This is a genomic window from Pseudomonas delhiensis (assembly GCF_900187975.1).
GTDB lineage: Bacteria > Pseudomonadota > Gammaproteobacteria > Pseudomonadales > Pseudomonadaceae > Pseudomonas > Pseudomonas delhiensis.
This window is the reverse complement of the sequence record NZ_FZPC01000010.1, coordinates 96,790-112,938: the sequence shown is the minus strand read 5'-3', so window position 1 is coordinate 112,938 and position 16,149 is coordinate 96,790. Positions and strand designations below refer to the sequence as shown.

Below are 16,149 nucleotides of genomic sequence, written 5' to 3'. Positions count from 1 at the left end.
GCTCCTACATCCGTGCTTCCTGGAACCGCAGGGGCGGACTCCGCCCTACGGGTTGGAAGGAGGCTGTGTCCGCGACCGGCCGTCGCGCGGGCATGAAAAAGCCGCCCTAAGGCGGCTTTTCCACAGCTCCGGCGCTTACGCCTGCGGGCGCATGTGCGGGAACAGGATCACGTCGCGGATCGACGGCGAGTTGGTCAGCAGCATCACCAGGCGGTCGATGCCGATGCCTTCGCCGGCGGTGGGCGGCATGCCGTATTCCAGGGCGTTGATGAAGTCGGCGTCGTAGTGCATCGCCTCGTCGTCACCGGCGTCCTTCTCCTTGACCTGCAGCATGAAGCGCTCGGCCTGGTCCTCGGCGTCGTTCAGCTCGGAGTAGGCGTTGGCGATCTCGCGGCCGCCGATGAACAGCTCGAAGCGGTCGGTGACGCTCGGGTCCTGGTCGTTGCGGCGGGCCAGCGGGGAGACCTCGAAGGGGTACTGGGTGATGAAGTGCGGCTGTTCCAGCTTGTGCTCCACCAGCTCCTCGAAAATCATCACCTGCAGCTTGCCCAGGCCTTCGTGGCCGAGGACCTTGGCGCCGGCCTGCTTGGCGATCGCGCGGGCCTTGTCGACGTCCTGCAGGTCGGCCGCGGTGATGTCCGGGTTGTACTTGAGGATGGCGTCGAACACCGACAGGCGGGCGAACGGCTCGCCGAAGTGGAAGACCTTGTCGCCGTAGGGCACGTCGGTGGTGCCGAGCACCGCCTGGGCCAGCTCGCGGAACAGTTCCTCGGTCAGGTCCATGTTGTCTTCGTAGTCGGCGTAGGCCTGGTAGAACTCGAGCATGGTGAACTCGGGGTTGTGCCGGGTCGAGACGCCTTCGTTGCGGAAGTTGCGGTTGATCTCGAAGACCTTCTCGAAGCCGCCGACCACCAGGCGCTTGAGGTACAGCTCCGGGGCGATGCGCAGGAACATGGCCATGTCCAGCGCGTTGTGGTGGGTGGCGAAGGGCTTGGCCGCGGCGCCGCCGGGGATGGTCTGCAGCATCGGGGTTTCCACTTCGAGGAAACCGCGGTCGCTGAGGAAGCGGCGGATGTGGGCGATCACCTGGGAACGCACGCGGAAGGTGTGGCGGGTTTCCTCGTTGACGATCAGGTCGACGTAGCGCTGGCGGTAGCGCTGCTCGGTGTCGGTCAGGCCGTGGTGCTTGTCCGGCAGCGGGCGCAGCGACTTGGTCAGCAGGCGCACGTCGTTCATGTCGACGTACAGGTCGCCCTTGCCGGAGCGGGCCAGCACGCCTTCGGCGCCGATGATGTCGCCCAGGTCCCAGGTCTTGATCTCGGCCAGGGTCTCTTCGGGCAGGGTCTTGCGGTTGACGTACACCTGCAGGCGGTCGCTGCTGTCCTGCAGGACGATGAAGGAACCGCGGTTGAGCATGATGCGACCGGCGACCTTGACCGGGATGGCTGCGGCTTCCAGCTCTTCCTTGGTCTTGTCGGCGTACTGCTTCTGCAGGTCCGCGAAGTAGCTGTCGCGGCGGAAGTCGTTGGGGAAGGCGATGGCCTTGGCCTCGCGCACGGCGGCAAGCTTTTCCTTGCGCTGGGCGATCAGCTTGTTTTCTTCCTGCTGCAGTTCGTGCTGGTCGAGTTGTTGGTCGCTCATGGTCGTTCTATCTGCCTGGCGTCTAGATCAAATGGGGAAATCGTGCAGGAGCGAGCTTGCTCGCGAAGCTCTTCGACGGGTTCGCGAGCAAGCTCGCTCCTACGGGGTGCGGTTTATTACAGGCCCTGCTTCAGGCTGGCTTCCAGGTACTCGTCCAGGTCGCCGTCGAGCACCTTGTCGCAGTCGCTACGCTCGACGCCGGTACGCAGGTCCTTGATCCGCGACTGGTCGAGCACGTAGGAGCGGATCTGGTGGCCCCAGCCGATGTCCGACTTGCTGTCTTCCAGGGCCTGGGACGCCGCGTTGCGCTTCTGCATCTCCTGCTCGTACAACCGGGCCCGCAGCATCTTCATGGCGGTGTCCCTGTTGGCGTGTTGGGAGCGTTCGTTCTGGCACGCCACCACGGTATTGGTCGGCACGTGGGTGATGCGCACCGCCGAATCGGTGGTGTTCACGTGCTGGCCGCCGGCGCCGGAGGAGCGGTAGGTGTCGATGCGCAGGTCGGCCGGGTTGATCTCGATCTCGATGTTGTCGTCGATCTCGGGCGAGACGAACACCGCGGTGAACGAGGTGTGGCGGCGGTTGCCGGAGTCGAACGGGCTCTTGCGCACCAGGCGGTGCACGCCGATCTCGGTGCGCAGCCAGCCGAAGGCGTACTCGCCCTTGATGTGCACGGTGGCGCCCTTGATGCCGGCGACCTCGCCCTCGGACAGTTCGACGATCTCGGCGTCGAAGCCGTGCTTGTCGGCCCAGCGCAGGTACATGCGCAGCAGCATGTTGGCCCAGTCCTGGGCCTCGGTGCCGCCGGAGCCGGCCTGGATGTCCAGGTAGGCGTTGTTCGGGTCCATCTCGCCGCTGAACATGCGGCGGAATTCCAGCTTCTCGAGGATCTCGCGCAGGCGCTCGACTTCGGTCGCGACGTCGTTGACGGCACCTTCGTCGTTTTCCTCGACCGCCATGTCCAGCAGGTCGCTGGAGTCGGCCAGGCCGCCGGTCAGCTCGTCGAGGGTCTCGACGATCTGCGCCAGGGTGGCGCGCTCGCGGCCCAGGTTCTGGGCGTATTCGGGGTTGTTCCAGACGGCCGGGTCTTCCAGCTCGCGGTTCACTTCGACCAGACGATCATGCTTCAGATCGTAGTCAAAGATACCCCCGAATGGACTGGGTGCGGTCGGAGAGGTCCTTGATGCTGTTGAGGATCGGGTTGATTTCCATGACGGTCAGCACTCACGGGTAATGGCGTGGAAAAACCCGGAAGTATACCCGAGAAAGCCGCCCATGGGCGGCTATGCGTCAGCCGGTCGGGCCGCCGTCCACCCCGACCTGGTTGCGCCCGCCGTGCTTGGCGTTGTAGAGCGCGCGGTCGGCGTGCTCGATCAGCCGCAGGCAGCTTTCGCCCTGCCCCGGGGTGAGGGTCGCCACGCCGACGCTGACCGTCAGCACCGCGCCGGAATCCGGCTCCTCGTGGGCGATGCCCAGGGCCTGCACGGTCAGCCGCAGCTTTTCCGCCAGCAGCCGCGCGCCGCCCGGCGAGGTGCCCGGGAGGATGATGGCGAACTCCTCGCCGCCGTAGCGCGCCGGCAGGTCGGAGGAACGCGCGCAGCTCTCGCGGATGGTGCCGGCGACGCGGCGCAGCGCCTCGTCGCCGGCGACGTGGCCGAAGGTGTCGTTGTAGGCCTTGAAGTGGTCGACGTCGATCAGCAGCAGCGACAGCTGGCTCTGCTCGCGCAGGGCGCGGCGCCATTCCATTTCCAGGTACTCGTCGAAGTGCCGGCGGTTGGACAGCCCGGTGAGGCCGTCGGAATTCATCAGCCGCTGCAGCACCAGGTTGGTCTCCAGCAGCTTCTGCTGGCTCTCGCGCAGGGCGCGGTAGGCCTCGTCGCGCTGCTGCAGGGCCAGGAAGGAGCGCGAGTGGTAGCGCACCCGCGCCACCAGCTCGATGGCGTCGGGCAGCTTGACCAGGTAGTCGTTGGCCCCGGCGGCGAAGGCGGCGCTCTTGACCTGCGGCTCCTCCTTGGTCGACAGGACGATGATCGGGATGTCCCGCGTCTGCGGGTGGCGGCGGTACTGGCGCACCAGGTCGAGGCCGTCGGTGTCGGGCATCACCAGATCCTGGAGGATCACCGTCGGGCGGATCTGCAGGGCCTGCTCGATGGCCTGGGTGGCGTCGGAGCAGAAGTGGAAGTCGATACCGCTGTCGTCGGCCAGGGCGCGGCGCACGGCTTCGCCGATCATGGCCTGGTCGTCGACCAGCAGGACCATGACCGCGGTGTCGTCCGGGGTGATCAAGGGCTTCTCGCTATGCTTGGGATTCATCGTCGTTCTGGCGCCGCTGGCGCTCCCTCCGGAATGTCAGCCGTACAGTTCGCCCAGGCGCCGGGCGATATCGCCCAGGGCGCGGATCTCGGTGGCGGCGCCGATCACCGCGGCGGCCTTGGGCATGCCATAGACCGCGCTGCTGGCCTGGTCCTGGGCCAGCGTCAGGAAGCCGCGCTCGCGCATGTGCTTGAGGCCCTGGGCGCCGTCGCGGCCCATGCCGGTGAGCAGCACGCCGGTGGCCTGGCCCACCCAGTTGTCGGCCACGCTGTCGAAGAACACGTCGATCGAGGGCCGGTAGATGTGCCCGCAGGGTTCGGCGGTGTAGGCCAGCTCGCCGTTGCGTTGCAGGCGGATGTGGTCGTTGGTGCCGGCCAGCAGCACGCAGCCGGGCTGCGGCACCTCGCCGTTGCGCGCCAGGCGCACCGGGATGCTGGCCTGGCTGGCCAGCCATTCGGCCATGCCGGCGGCGAACACTTCGTCCACGTGCTGCACCACCACCATGGCCGCGGAAAAGCTCGCCGGCAGTTTGCCCAGCAGTTCGGCCAGGGCCGCCGGGCCGCCGGCCGAGGCGCCCACGGCCACCAGGCGGCGGGCCTTGGCGGGGTTGTCGCGCACGGCGACCTCGCTGCGCGGCCGGGCATTGCCCGGGGCCGACAGCCAGGCCAGGTTCTGCAGCTTGCGCAGCAGCGGGCGGGCCGCCTCCAGGGAGTCGCCGACGCCCAGCGCCGGGGTGTTCACCGCGTCCACCGCGCCGCAGCCCATGGCCTCGAACACCCGCGAGAGGTTCTGCTCCAGGTCCACGGTGACCACGATGATGGCGCAGGGCGAGGCGGCCATGATCCGCCGCGTGGCCTCGACGCCGTCCATCACCGGCATCAGCAGGTCCATCAGCACCACGTCGGGGGTCTGCGCGGCGCACATTTCCACGGCCTCGGCGCCATTGCCGGCCACCCAGAGCACGCGGTGCGAGGGTTCGAAGGCCAATGCGCGGCGCAATGCCTCCACCGCCAGCGGCATGTCGTTGACGATGCCTATCCTCATCTTAGGGTCGGTTCCCGTTTCGGCGCGAGCCGCGTTGCCGCGACAAATCACGCCAGGCTAGGCGCGGGACGCAGGCAATGGTCGCTCCCTTGGCAAGTCCCGCAACGACGCATGGCGTGATTTGCCGCGCAACCCGAAGGGACGGGCCGCATTTTGCGCAGCGCCGCGTTACTCGTCGTTCATTTGGAATAACCAAACCTCTCTCCTCGCGCCTTGCTCTGCGCAAAATGCGGCTCCGTCGCGGCCGCGCCGAAACGGGAGCCGACCCTACGCACCTCCGATCAGATCGACCACCGCATCCAGCAGAGCCTCGTCATGGAAACTGGCCTTGGCCAGGTAATAGTCGGCGCCGGCATCGAGCCCGCGGCGGCGGTCCTCCTCGCGGTCCTTGTAGGACACGACCATGACCGGCAGGGCCTGCAGGCGGGCGTCGCGGCGGATCAGCCCGACCAGTTCTATACCGTCCATGCGGGGCATGTCGATATCCGTGATGACCAGGTCGAAGCGCTCCGAGCGCAGGGCGTTCCAGCCATCCATGCCGTCCACAGCCACCGCCACGTCGTAGCCGCGGCCGGCCAGCAGCTTGCGCTCCAGTTCGCGCACCGTCAGCGAGTCGTCCACCACCAGCACGCGCTTGCGCAGCATCGCGCCCTGGCGGTTGCCGGCGTCGATGCGTTCCAGGCGGCCGCTGGCCAGCAGCTTGTCCACCGAACGCAGCATGTCCTCGACGTCGAGGATCAGCACCGGGGTGCCATCGTCCAGCACGGCGCCGGCGGACACGTCCTGGACCTTGCCCAGGCGCGCGTCCAGCGGCATCACCACCAGGGTGCGCTCGCCGATGAAGCGCTCCACCGCCACGCCGTACAGGGTGTCGCGCTCGCGGATCAGCACCAGCGGGATGTCGCCTTCCGGCGCACGGCCTTCCGGGCGCTGCAGCAGCTGGTGCGCCGCCACCAGGCCGACGTGCCGGCCCTCGTGCCAGAACTGCTGGCGGCCCTCGATCTGCACGATCTCCTCCGCCGCCAGGCTGCGCATGCGCTCGATGTGCGCCAGGGGGAAGGCGTAGGCCTCGCCGCCGATCTCCACCACCAGGCTGCGCACCACCGAGAGGGTCAGCGGCACCTCGATGTGGAAATGGCTGCCCTGGCCCTGCACCTGCTCCATGCGGATGCCGCCGCGCAGCTGGCGCACCATGTGCTGCACGGCGTCCAGGCCGACGCCGCGGCCGGAGACCTCGGTGACCTGCTCGCGCAGGCTGAAGCCGGGCAGGAAGAGGAAGGCCAGCAGCTCTTCCTCGGACATCCGCGCGGCGGTGTCCGCGGTGGACAGGCCGCGGCGCACGATGCCTTCGCGCAGGCGCTGCAGGTCGACGCCGGCGCCGTCGTCGCGCAGGTCCAGCACCAGCATGCCGGCATGGTGCCGCGCCAGCAGGCGGATCAGCCCCTGCTCCGGCTTGCCGGCCCGGCGCCGCGCGTCCGGCATCTCGATGCCGTGGTCGACGGCGTTGCGCAACAGGTGCGTCAGCGGCGCCTCGAGTTTTTCCAGGACCTCGCGGTCCACCTGGGTGGACACCCCGTCCACCTCCAGGCGCACCGGCTTGCCCAGCTCGCGGCCGAGGTCGCGGACCATCCGCGCCTGGCCGCCGAGCACGTCGGCGAAGGGCCGCATGCGGCAAGCCAGGGCGCTGTCGTAGAGGGTCTGGGCGCGCTGCGAGGTGGTCCAGGCGAACTCGTCCAGCTCGGCCATCTGTTCGCCCAGCAGTTGCTGGCATTCGCCCACCAGGCGCCGCGCATCGGCGAGGAAGGCCTGGGCCTGCGGGTCGAGGGTGGCGCCGGCGGCGTCGCGGGCGCCGTCGAGCAGGCGGCTGGCGGTGGCCTGCAGGCGCTTCAGGCGCTGCATCGAGGCCAGCTGCGGTTGCAGGCGCTGGGAATCGACCAGGGCCTTGCTGGACAGGTCGAGCAACTGGTTCAGGCGCTCGGCGGTGACGCGCAGCACCCGACCCGTGCCCTCCTCGCCCGGGCTGCGCGGGTTCGCGACTGCGGCCGGTTCGGGCGGCGGCTCGGCGGCCTCGGGCGGCTGCGGCACCGGCGGCGCGGCTTCGGCGGGAGCGGGCGGCGGCGCGGCAGGCGGCGCCTTGGCTTGCGCCGTCTCCCCGCCCAGCAGGCCCTGCAGGCGCAGCACCAGGTCCGGCACCGCCGCACGCGCCGCGGCGGCCCGCCCGGGCTGGACGTCGGCGATGTGCAGCAGGATGTCGGTGCCGGCCAGCAAGGCATCTATATGCTCCGCCCCCAGCAGCAGGCGGCCGTCCTGGGCGGCCACCAGGCATTCCTCCATGACGTGGGCCACCTGCACGCCTTCGTCCAGGCCGACGATGCGCGCGGCGCCCTTGAGCGAATGCGCGGCGCGCATGCAGGCTTCCAGCCGGGTGGCCTGGCGCGGCTCGCGCTCCAGCGCCAGCAGGCCCTGGCCGAGGGCCTGGGCCTGGGCTTCGGCCTCCAGGCGGAAGAGCTCCAGCAGCGAGGCGTCCTTCATCTGCTCGGGGGTCATGCCAGGCTCCGGGCGGCGGCGGCCAGCAGGGCCTGGTGGTCGAGCAGGCGCACGCTGCGCTCGCGCCACTTCAGCACGTCATGGGTGAAACGGCTGCCGGCCGCCGCGGCGGCGCGCGCCTGGCCCGGCGCCAGCGGGTGGATGCCGTCCACCTCGTCCACCGGCGTCAGCACCGGCCCGCTGTCGGTGGCCAGCACCAGCATGCGCGGCCGGTGGCGCCCCTCGTCCTCGCGCGGGGCGGAGGGGGCCAGGCCGAGCAGTTCGGCCAGCGACAGGCAGGCGACGAGGGTGCCATGGACGTTGGCCACGCCCAGCAAGACCGGCGAGCGCTGGTGCGGCAGCGAATGCACCGGGCAGTTCGGCGCCACCTCCGTCAGCGCCAGGGTGCGCAGGGCCAGCCATTCCTCGCCGATGCGGAACAGCAGGTAGGCATCTCCCGGCGGCGCCTCCTCGCCGACGCTGGCGACATGCTCGCTCTCCGAGCCCAGGGCGTAGCGGTCCAGCAGGCGCACGGCGGCGCTGGCGTGGACCGGGCAGTTGCGGCAGTGGATGTGCTCGGCCAGCTGCGGGCAGGATTTGTCGCCGCGGATGCCGATGCGATTCCAGCAGTCGTCCACGGCCTGGCCGGCCGCCTCGGGGTGCAGGTGGTAGCGCTGCTCAGGCATCGCGCTTCACTCCTCGCGCGGCGCGCTCCTGCAGGCGCCGCGCGCCTTCCTGGTCGCCGCGGGCGGCCAGCAGGGCGGCCAGGTGCAGCAGGCTTTCCTGGTGGTCGGGCTGCAGGTACAACGCCTTGCGGTAGTAGCCCTGGGCCTGTTCGCCGCGGCCCTCGGCATCGGCCAGCAGGCCCAGCCAGTAATAGGCCTGGGCCGCCGGGCCGTGCTGGGCGAGGTAGGCCTCGCAGGCGGCGCGGGCCTGGGCCGCCTGGCCCTGGTTGGCCAGTTGGGCGATTTCCGCCAGGCCCTGTTCGGCGCCGCTCGGCGGCACTACCGCCGGCCTGGCGGGTGGCGGCGAAGGCGCGCGGCGCGGCATCGGGCGCGGCGCCACGGCGGGCGGCGGCGTGGTTTGCAGGGTGGGGCACGGCCTGGCCGCCGGCACCTCGGGCTGCGCCGCCACGCGCAGGAAGGCGAAGGACTGCGGCACGCCCAGCGCGCGCAGCCCCGTGCGCGACATCAGGCTGGCCTCGGCCGGGCCGATGAACAGCGCGCCATCCTCGCGCACCAGGCGCAGCAGCACCTGCACGGCGCGCTCCTGGGTGTCGCGGTCGAAATAGATCAGCAGGTTGCGGCAGAACAGGAAGTCGTAGGGCGACTCCTCGGCCAGCAGGCCGGGCGCCAGCAGGTTGCCGCGGCGCAGGCGCACGCGGCGGCGCACCCGTTCGTCGAGCCGGTAGTCGGGGCCCTCGGCATGGAAGTAGCGGTCGCGGAAGCCCAGTTCGCTGCCGCGGAACGAATTGCGCCCGTACACGCCATGGGCCGCGCGCTCCAGCGAGGCCGGGCTGACGTCCAGGGCGTCGATCTGGAAGGCCGCCTCCGGCAGCCCGGCGTCGAGCAGGGCCATGGCGATGGAGTACGGTTCCTCGCCGGTGGAACAGGGCAGGCTGAGCAGGCGCAGCGGCCGCGCGCCGGCCAGTTCCAGCTGCCGGCGCAGGGCCAGGCGGCCGAGGGCGGCGAAGGATTCGGGGTAGCGGAAGAACCAGGTCTCCGGGACTATCACCGCCTCGATCAGCGCCTGCTGCTCCTCGGCGGAGCCCTGCAGTCGCTGCCAGTAGGCCTCCAGGTCGCCGCCGCTGGTGCGGTTGGCGCACTGGCGCACGGCGCGGGCGATGGCCGCATCGCCCACCGACTCCGCGTCCAGGCCGATGCGTGCCTTGAGCAACTGGCTGAAACGGGCGTCGCTCATGGCCGCTCACCTTCGGCCAGGAGCCGCTCGCGCACGTGCTCGGGCAGCAGTTCGTCCACCTGCACGCGTTGCAGCAGGCCCTCGGCGTCTTCCAGCACCGGCCCCAGGTAGCGGGCCTCGCCGCGCGCCAGGCCGTAGTCGCGGAAGGCCGCCGGGTCGCGGCGCAGGGTCTGGCTGGCCTGCTCCAGGATCAGCCCCAGGCGCCGCTGCGGGCCGCTGCCGGCGAAACGGTAGTCGACCAGCACCAGGCGCGTGCTGGTGTGCCGCGGCGCCGGGCGGCCGCAGGCGATCTGGCTGAGGTCGAGCACCGGCAGCAGCTCGCCGCGGTGGACGAACAGCCCGGCCACCCAGGCCGGCGCCTCGGGCACCTGCTTGAAGCGCTGCAGCGGCAGGATCTCGACGATCTCGCGCACGTCCAGCGCATAGCGGTCGGCGCCCAGGCGGAACTGCAGGTAGAGCCGCCCGCCGGCCTCAGACCTTGAAGCGGGAGACGCCATTGCGCAGTCCATTGGCCACAAGGTTCAGCTCGTCGATGGCGAAACCGGCCTGGCGCAGCGACTCCACGGTCTGCCCGGTGGCCTCGCCCAGCTGCACCAGGGCCTGGTTGATCTGCTCGGCGCCGGTGGCCTGCGCCTGCATGCCTTCGTTGACCATCTGCACCCGCGGCGCCAGGGCCTGCACCTGGTGGATGATCTGCGACAGCTGCTCGCCGACCTGGCCGACCTCGGCGATGCCGCGGCGCACCTCCTCGGAGAACTTGTCCATGCCCATCACCCCGGCGGACACCGCCGACTGGATCTCGCGGACCATCTGCTCGATGTCGTAGGTGGCCACCGCGGTCTGGTCGGCCAGGCGGCGCACCTCGGTGGCCACCACGGCGAAGCCGCGGCCGTACTCGCCGGCCTTCTCCGCCTCGATGGCGGCGTTGAGCGACAGCAGGTTGGTCTGGTCGGCGACCTTGACGATGGTGGTGACCACCTGGTTGATGTTGCCGGCGCGCTCGTTGAGGATTGCAAGCTTGGCGTTGACCAGCTCGGCGGCGCCCATCACCTGGTGCATGGTCTCTTCCATGCGGGCCAGGCCCAGCTGGCCGGAGCCGGCCAGGGTGGAGGTCTGCTCGGCGGCGCTGGACACCTCGGTCATGGTGCGCACCAGGTCCCGCGAGGTGGCGGCGATCTCCCGCGAGGTGGCGCCGATCTCGGTGGTGGTGGCCGCGGTCTCGGTGGCGGTGGCCTGCTGCTGCTTGGAGGTGGCGGCGATCTCGGTGACCGAGGTGGTGACCTGGATGGCCGAGCGCTGCGCCTGCGCCACCAGGGCCTTGAGTTCCTCGGCCATGCCGTTGAAGCCGCTCTCGATCACCCCGAACTCGTCGTTGCGCGCCAGCGCCAGGCGCGCGGTGAGGTCGCCGCCGCTCATGGTCTGGAGGGTCTTCACCACCTGCTCCACCGGGCCGGTGATGGCGCGCATCAGCAGCAGGCCGAGGACGCCGGCGGCGAAGATCGCCAGCAGCAGCGAGACCAGCATGGTGATCTCGGCCACCTCGACCTGGTGGACGATGCCGATGGCGGCGGAATCGGCGATCTGCTTGTTCAGCGAGATCAGCTCGTTGAGCGTCTGCCGGCCCTTCTCCCAGGCCGGCAGCAGTTCATTCAGCAGGGCGTGGCGGGCGGCCTCGTGGTCCTTGTCGTAGAGGTCCAGCAGTTGCTCCAGCTGCCCCTGGAAGTCCACCGCCTGCTGTTTGTAGCGGTTCAGCAGCTCACGGTCGGACGACTCGTGCACGGTGGATTCATAGGCGGCGATGCGTTGCAGCAGGGTCTCGTGCAGCTCGCGGAAGCCCTGGCGGCCGGCGGCATCCAGCGGCTTGCCGTCGCCCAGGCCGACCAGCGCCTGGGTGCGCAGCATGGTGTCGGTCCAGGAGGTGCGCACCGTGGTCAGGGCATAGGTGCCCGGCATGGCGTCGGAGCTGACGCGGCGCGAATCGCGCTCGACGGCGAGCAGGGTGATGTAGGAAACCACCACCATCAGCAACATGATCGCGATCACGACCGCGAAGCTGGCCAGGATACGTCGGCGGAGCGTCCAATTCTTCACAGTAGTCCCCTGGTGGTGGCCGGCTATCTGACAGGCAAACCTTCAGATGAAGACTGATAGGAGTCAGCCTTCTCTTCAGTTCTAGCGGAAAATGCCGCATATATTATCCGTAACGGCGAATTTTCGGCGTCATTATTCCGAAGCAACTAGTACCCGGCCAGCCCCTCCCCCATCAGGCCGCGCGCAGGGGAATGAAGGCGCAATCATCGGCCAGCAGCGCGGCGATCATCGCCCCGGTTTCCGCCAGTTGGCGGGCCAGGTCGTCGCTGGAGACGTGCAGCTGCCAGTCCGCCGCGGAGCTGGCCGGCGCCTGCGCGCGCACCGCGTCCAGGGCCGCGAGGAAGGCCTTGCGCTGCGGCAGGTAGGCGGTGAAGCCGTCGCCCTTGAGCGCCGAGACGCTGATGCCCAGGCGTTCGCAGATGGCCGCCTTGGCGGCGATCTCCTCGCGGTCGGCCTGGCGCGAGCGCTCGATCAGCGCCGCCAGCCCGGTGTCCACCAGGCGGCCGCCGACGATCAGCTCGGGACCCTCTTCCCAGACCTGCGGCGGGCAGTCCTTGGCCTCCGCGCGCAGGGGGATGTGCGGGTTGATCTCCATGGGGTAGATGCGGCACACCAGCGGCCGCCGCTCGTAGATGCCGCAGCGCATGTCGCTGCCCAGGTGGCGGCAGGCGCCCTGGTTGAAGGCAGCGAAGGTGATCGCCAGGTGCGCCCGGGCACTGCCGCAGCGCACCGGCAGGGAGCGCCGCAGCACGTGCTCGCGCTGCTCCTCCGGCAGGCTGGCGCCATCGTCCAGCACCGCCTCCAGCAGGACGATCAGGCTGCCGCCGTCGGCCACCCAGTCGCGGGATTCGTCGAGGGTCAGGGGTACGTGGTGGTCATGGCAGCATTTGCCGCAACCGTTGCAGGAAAAGCGCATGGGATTCGCTCCGTGGCCAGGGGGTGACGGAAAACCGGCGTTTTCCGTGCCATGGCCGATGCGGAGCAGATTGTGTGCCAGGTGTTGCCCGGGGGCGGGGCTCAGCCCGCACGGGCGAACACCAGCGCCTTGAGCGCCGCGTCCGCATCGACGTCGGCGAACTCCGGCGGGTTGTCCAGGCGCTCGACGAAGGCCAGTTCCGGCGCCTCGGCCGCCATGCCCTCGATGAGGAAGGCCGGGGTCACGGACGGATCGTTGACGCAGGCCAGCACCCGGCCGCCGGGAGCCAGCAGCTCGGGCAGGCGGCGCAGGATGCGCGGGTAGTCCTTGCCGAGGGCGAAGCTGCCCTTCTGGAACGACGGCGGGTCGATGATCACCAGGCCGTAGGGGCCGCTCTTCTTCACCTTGCCCCAGGACTTGAACAGCTCGTGGCCGAGGAACTCCACCCGCGACAGGTCGTGGCCGTTCAGCCGGTGGTTGTCGCGCCCGCGGCTGAGCGCGGCGCGCGCCATGTCCAGGTTGACCACGTGCTCTGCGCCGCCGGCGATGGCCGCCACCGAGAAGCCGCAGGTGTAGGCGAACAGGTTGAGCACCCGTTGCCCGGCGGCCCGGGCCTGCACCCACTGGCGGCCCAGGCGCATGTCGAGGAACAGCCCGTTGTTCTGCTTGCGCCCCAGGTCCAGCAGGTAGCGCAGGCCGTTCTCGCTGACCACGCGTTCCTCCGGCACCTCGCCGAGCAGGGCCTGCATGGCGCTGTCCGGACGGTAGCGGTGCTGCAGCAGCAACGCCTCGGCGCCGCTGGCGCGCCATTGCGGCGACTCGCCGAGGCTCAGCAGCAGGCGCTCCAGCGCCGCCAGCTCGGCGGCTTCCGGCTCGCGGAACAGCGACACCAGCAGCACGCCCTGCAGCCAGTCGGCGGTCAGGTGCTCCAGCCCCGGCCAGCGCCGGCCGCGGCCGTGGAACAGGCGGCGGACCTCCGCGGGCGGCGCTTCCAGCGCGGCCAGCAGGTGTTGCAGGAGGACATCGAGGGCTTGGGCGTTCATGGCGGCGGGGCGGAAGCGGCGAAAGGGGGCGCCATTCTGGACAGGATCGGCGCAAAAGAGAATCGCCGGGCGGCTCTTCGCAGGATGGGTTGGGCCCAGGCGAAACCCATGCGGCCATGGCGATGGGTATCGCTTCGCTCAACCCATCCTACGACGGTGTTTGGTCCGGACCTGTAGAATGAACGCCTGAAAGATTCTTCCCAGGGGTTCCCGGTGGCAGCACAACACGGCTTCGTCCTCACCCGGCACTGGCGCGACACGCCCGCCGGCACCGAGGTGGAGTTCTGGCTGGCCACCGACGCCGGCCCGCGCCGGGTGCGCCTGCCGTTGCAGACCTCGGTGGCCTTCCTGCCCGCCGCCCAGCGCGAGGCGGCGCAGCGCCTGTTGCAGGGCGAGGCCGGCGTGGAGCTGCGCCCGCTGCAGCTGCGCGACTTCGAGCAGCGCCCGGTGCTTGGCCTGTACTGCCGCCAGCACCGCCAGCTGATGGACCTGGACAAGCGCCTGCGCGGCGCCGGCATCGAGCTGCTGGAAGCCGACATCCGCCCGCCGGAGCGCTACCTGATGGAGCGCTTCATCACCGCGCCGGTGACCTTCGACGGCGAGCCCGACGCCGACGGCGTACTGTGCGAGGCCGTGCTCAAGCCGGCGCCGGACTACCGGCCGCAGCTGAAGCTGGTGTCCCTGGACATCGAGACCGACATCCACGGCAACCTCTACTCCATCGCCCTGGAGGGCTGCGGCCAGCGCCAGGTGTACATGCTCGGCCCGGCCAACGGCGACGCCAGCTGGCTGGACTTCGACCTGGCCTACCGCGACAGCCGCGGCGAACTGCTGGAAAGCCTCAACCAGTGGCTGGCCGAGCACGACCCCGACGCCATCATCGGCTGGAACCTGGTGCAGTTCGACCTGCGCGTGCTGCGCGACCACGCCCAGCGCCTGAAGATCCCCCTGCGCCTGGGCCGCGGCGGTGACGAGATGGGCTGGCGCCAGCACGGCAGCGGCAGCAACCACTACTTCGCCGCGGCGGCCGGGCGGCTGATCATCGACGGCATCGAGGCGCTGCGCTCGGCGACCTGGAGCTTCCCCTCCTTCAGCCTGGAAAGCGTGGCTCAGACGCTGCTCGGCGAAGGCAAGGCGATCGACAACCCCTACGACCGCATGGCCGAGATCGACCGCAAGTTCGCCGAGGACAAGCCGGCCCTGGCCCACTACAACCTCAAGGACTGCGAGCTGGTCACGCGCATCTTCGCCAGGACCGAGCTGCTGCACTTCCTGCTCGAACGCGCCAGCGTCACCGGCCTGCCCGCCGACCGCAGCGGCGGCTCGGTGGCGGCCTTCACCCACCTGTACCTGCCGCCCATGCACCGCCTGGGCTTCGTCGCCCCCAACCTGGGCGGCAAGCCGCCGGAGGCCAGCCCCGGCGGCTTCGTCATGGACTCGCGGCCGGGCCTCTACGAATCGGTGCTGGTGCTGGACTACAAGAGCCTGTACCCGTCGATCATCCGCAGCTTCCTGATCGACCCGGTGGGCCTGGTGGAAGGCCTGGGCCAGCCGGACGACGAGCACTCGGTGGAAGGCTTCCGCGGCGCCCGCTTCTCGCGCACCCGGCACTGCCTGCCGGCCATCGTCGAGCGCGTGTGGCAGGGCCGCGAGGCGGCCAAGCGCGAGGGCAACAAGCCGCTGTCCCAGGCGCTGAAGATCATCATGAACGCCTTCTACGGCGTGCTCGGCTCCAGCGGCTGCCGCTTCTTCGATCCGCGCCTGGCCTCCTCCATCACCCTGCGCGGGCACCAGATCATGCGCCGCACCCGCGAGCTGATCGAGGCCGAGGGCCAGCAGGTGATCTACGGCGACACCGACTCCACCTTCGTCTGGCTCGGCGGCACCCACGCCGAGGCGGACGCCGAGCGCATCGGCCGCGCCCTGGTGCAGCACGTCAACCAGTGGTGGAAGCGACACCTGCACGAGGAGTACGGCCTGGAAAGCGCCCTGGAGCTGCAGTACGAAACCCACTACCAGCGCTTCCTGATGCCCACCGTGCGCGGCGCCGAGGAAGGCAGCAAGAAACGCTACGCGGGCCTTGTGCGACGCGCCGACGGCAGCGAGGAGATGGTCTTCAAGGGCCTGGAGACGGTGCGCACCGACTGGTCGCCGCTGGCCCAGCGCTTCCAGCAGGAGCTGTACGAACGCATCTTCCGCCGCCAGCCCTACCAGGACTACGTGCGCGACTACGTGCGCCGCACCCTGGCCGGCGAGCTGGACGACCTGCTGGTCTACCGCAAGCGCCTGCGCCGGCGCCTGGACGACTACGAACGCAACGTCCCGCCCCACGTCCGCGCGGCCCGCGCCGCCGACGACTACAACCAGAGCCAGGGCCGCCCGCGGCAGTACCAGCACGGCGGCTGGATCAGCTACCTGATCACCGTGGCCGGCCCCGAGCCCCTGGAAAACCGCAGCGCCCCCATCGACTACGAGCACTACCTGACACGCCAGCTGCAACCGGTGGCCGACGCCATCCTGCCCTTCGTCGGGGATGACTTCGGGCGGCTGATCGATCGGCAGATGGAGTTGTTCTGAAGTCTCCCGCCGGCGAGAGCCCCAGCCGAACGTAGGGCGCATAACGCCTACGGCGTTATCCGCCGAATCGCGGACGGA

12 protein-coding genes are annotated in these 16,149 nt (G+C 70.0%); 1 reads left to right on the top strand and 11 read right to left on the bottom strand.

Annotated features, from left to right (window positions below):
* Positions 1–135: 135 nt before the first annotated feature.
* The 11 genes from lysS to CHC02_RS10995 all read right to left on the bottom strand — a co-directional run bounded on the left by lysS (position 136) and on the right by CHC02_RS10995 (position 13,494).
* A complete protein-coding gene (gene lysS / locus CHC02_RS11045; protein ID WP_089391516.1) occupies positions 136–1,641 on the bottom strand; it encodes a lysine--tRNA ligase in 1,506 nt (501 codons plus the stop codon).
* Positions 1,642–1,757: 116 nt separating this feature from the next.
* A protein-coding gene (prfB, locus tag CHC02_RS11040) for a peptide chain release factor 2 (protein WP_109935223.1) occupies positions 1,758–2,853 on the bottom strand; the annotation gives its coding sequence in 2 pieces (ribosomal slippage) (positions 1,758–2,780 and positions 2,782–2,853; 1,095 coding nt in all).
* Positions 2,854–2,931: 78 nt separating this feature from the next.
* A complete protein-coding gene (locus CHC02_RS11035) occupies positions 2,932–3,954 on the bottom strand; it encodes a response regulator (RefSeq protein WP_089391515.1) in 1,023 nt (340 codons plus the stop codon).
* A 36-nt stretch (positions 3,955–3,990) separates the two neighbouring features.
* Positions 3,991–4,998: a chemotaxis response regulator protein-glutamate methylesterase gene (gene cheB, locus CHC02_RS11030; protein WP_089391514.1), complete on the bottom strand. Its 1,008-nt coding sequence runs from the start codon at positions 4,996–4,998 to the stop codon at positions 3,991–3,993.
* Positions 4,999–5,265: 267 nt separating this feature from the next.
* The gene (locus CHC02_RS11025) at positions 5,266–7,545 is read right to left on the bottom strand and encodes a hybrid sensor histidine kinase/response regulator (protein WP_089391513.1); all 2,280 of its coding nucleotides are present in this window, start codon (positions 7,543–7,545) and stop codon (positions 5,266–5,268) included.
* The gene (locus CHC02_RS11020; RefSeq protein WP_089391512.1) at positions 7,542–8,210 is read right to left on the bottom strand and encodes a chemotaxis protein CheW; all 669 of its coding nucleotides are present in this window, start codon (positions 8,208–8,210) and stop codon (positions 7,542–7,544) included. The genes CHC02_RS11025 and CHC02_RS11020 overlap by 4 nt, the downstream gene beginning before the upstream one ends.
* On the bottom strand, positions 8,203–9,444 hold the full coding sequence (locus tag CHC02_RS11015) for a CheR family methyltransferase (RefSeq protein WP_089391511.1): 1,242 nt from the start codon (positions 9,442–9,444) through the stop codon (positions 8,203–8,205). Before CHC02_RS11015 ends, CHC02_RS11020 begins: the two co-directional genes overlap by 8 nt.
* Positions 9,441–9,941 (bottom strand): chemotaxis protein CheW, encoded by a 501-nt coding sequence (locus tag CHC02_RS11010; protein ID WP_089391510.1) that lies wholly within the window; start codon positions 9,939–9,941, stop codon positions 9,441–9,443. Before CHC02_RS11010 ends, CHC02_RS11015 begins: the two co-directional genes overlap by 4 nt.
* Positions 9,916–11,535: a methyl-accepting chemotaxis protein gene (locus CHC02_RS11005; protein ID WP_089391509.1), complete on the bottom strand. Its 1,620-nt coding sequence runs from the start codon at positions 11,533–11,535 to the stop codon at positions 9,916–9,918. The genes CHC02_RS11010 and CHC02_RS11005 overlap by 26 nt, the downstream gene beginning before the upstream one ends.
* A 172-nt stretch (positions 11,536–11,707) precedes the next feature.
* Entirely contained in the window at positions 11,708–12,451 is a 744-nt protein-coding gene (locus CHC02_RS11000; RefSeq protein ID WP_089391508.1) for a YkgJ family cysteine cluster protein, read from the bottom strand.
* Positions 12,452–12,552: 101 nt separating this feature from the next.
* Complete coding sequence (locus CHC02_RS10995; protein ID WP_089391507.1) at positions 12,553–13,494, bottom strand: class I SAM-dependent methyltransferase; 942 nt, start codon at positions 13,492–13,494, stop codon at positions 12,553–12,555.
* 213 nt (positions 13,495–13,707) lie between these two features.
* On the opposite strand from CHC02_RS10995, the gene CHC02_RS10990 reads away from it, so the two are divergent.
* Positions 13,708–16,071, top strand: coding sequence for a DNA polymerase II (locus CHC02_RS10990; RefSeq protein WP_089391506.1), 2,364 nt, complete (start codon positions 13,708–13,710; stop codon positions 16,069–16,071).
* Positions 16,072–16,149: the final 78 nt, after the last annotated feature.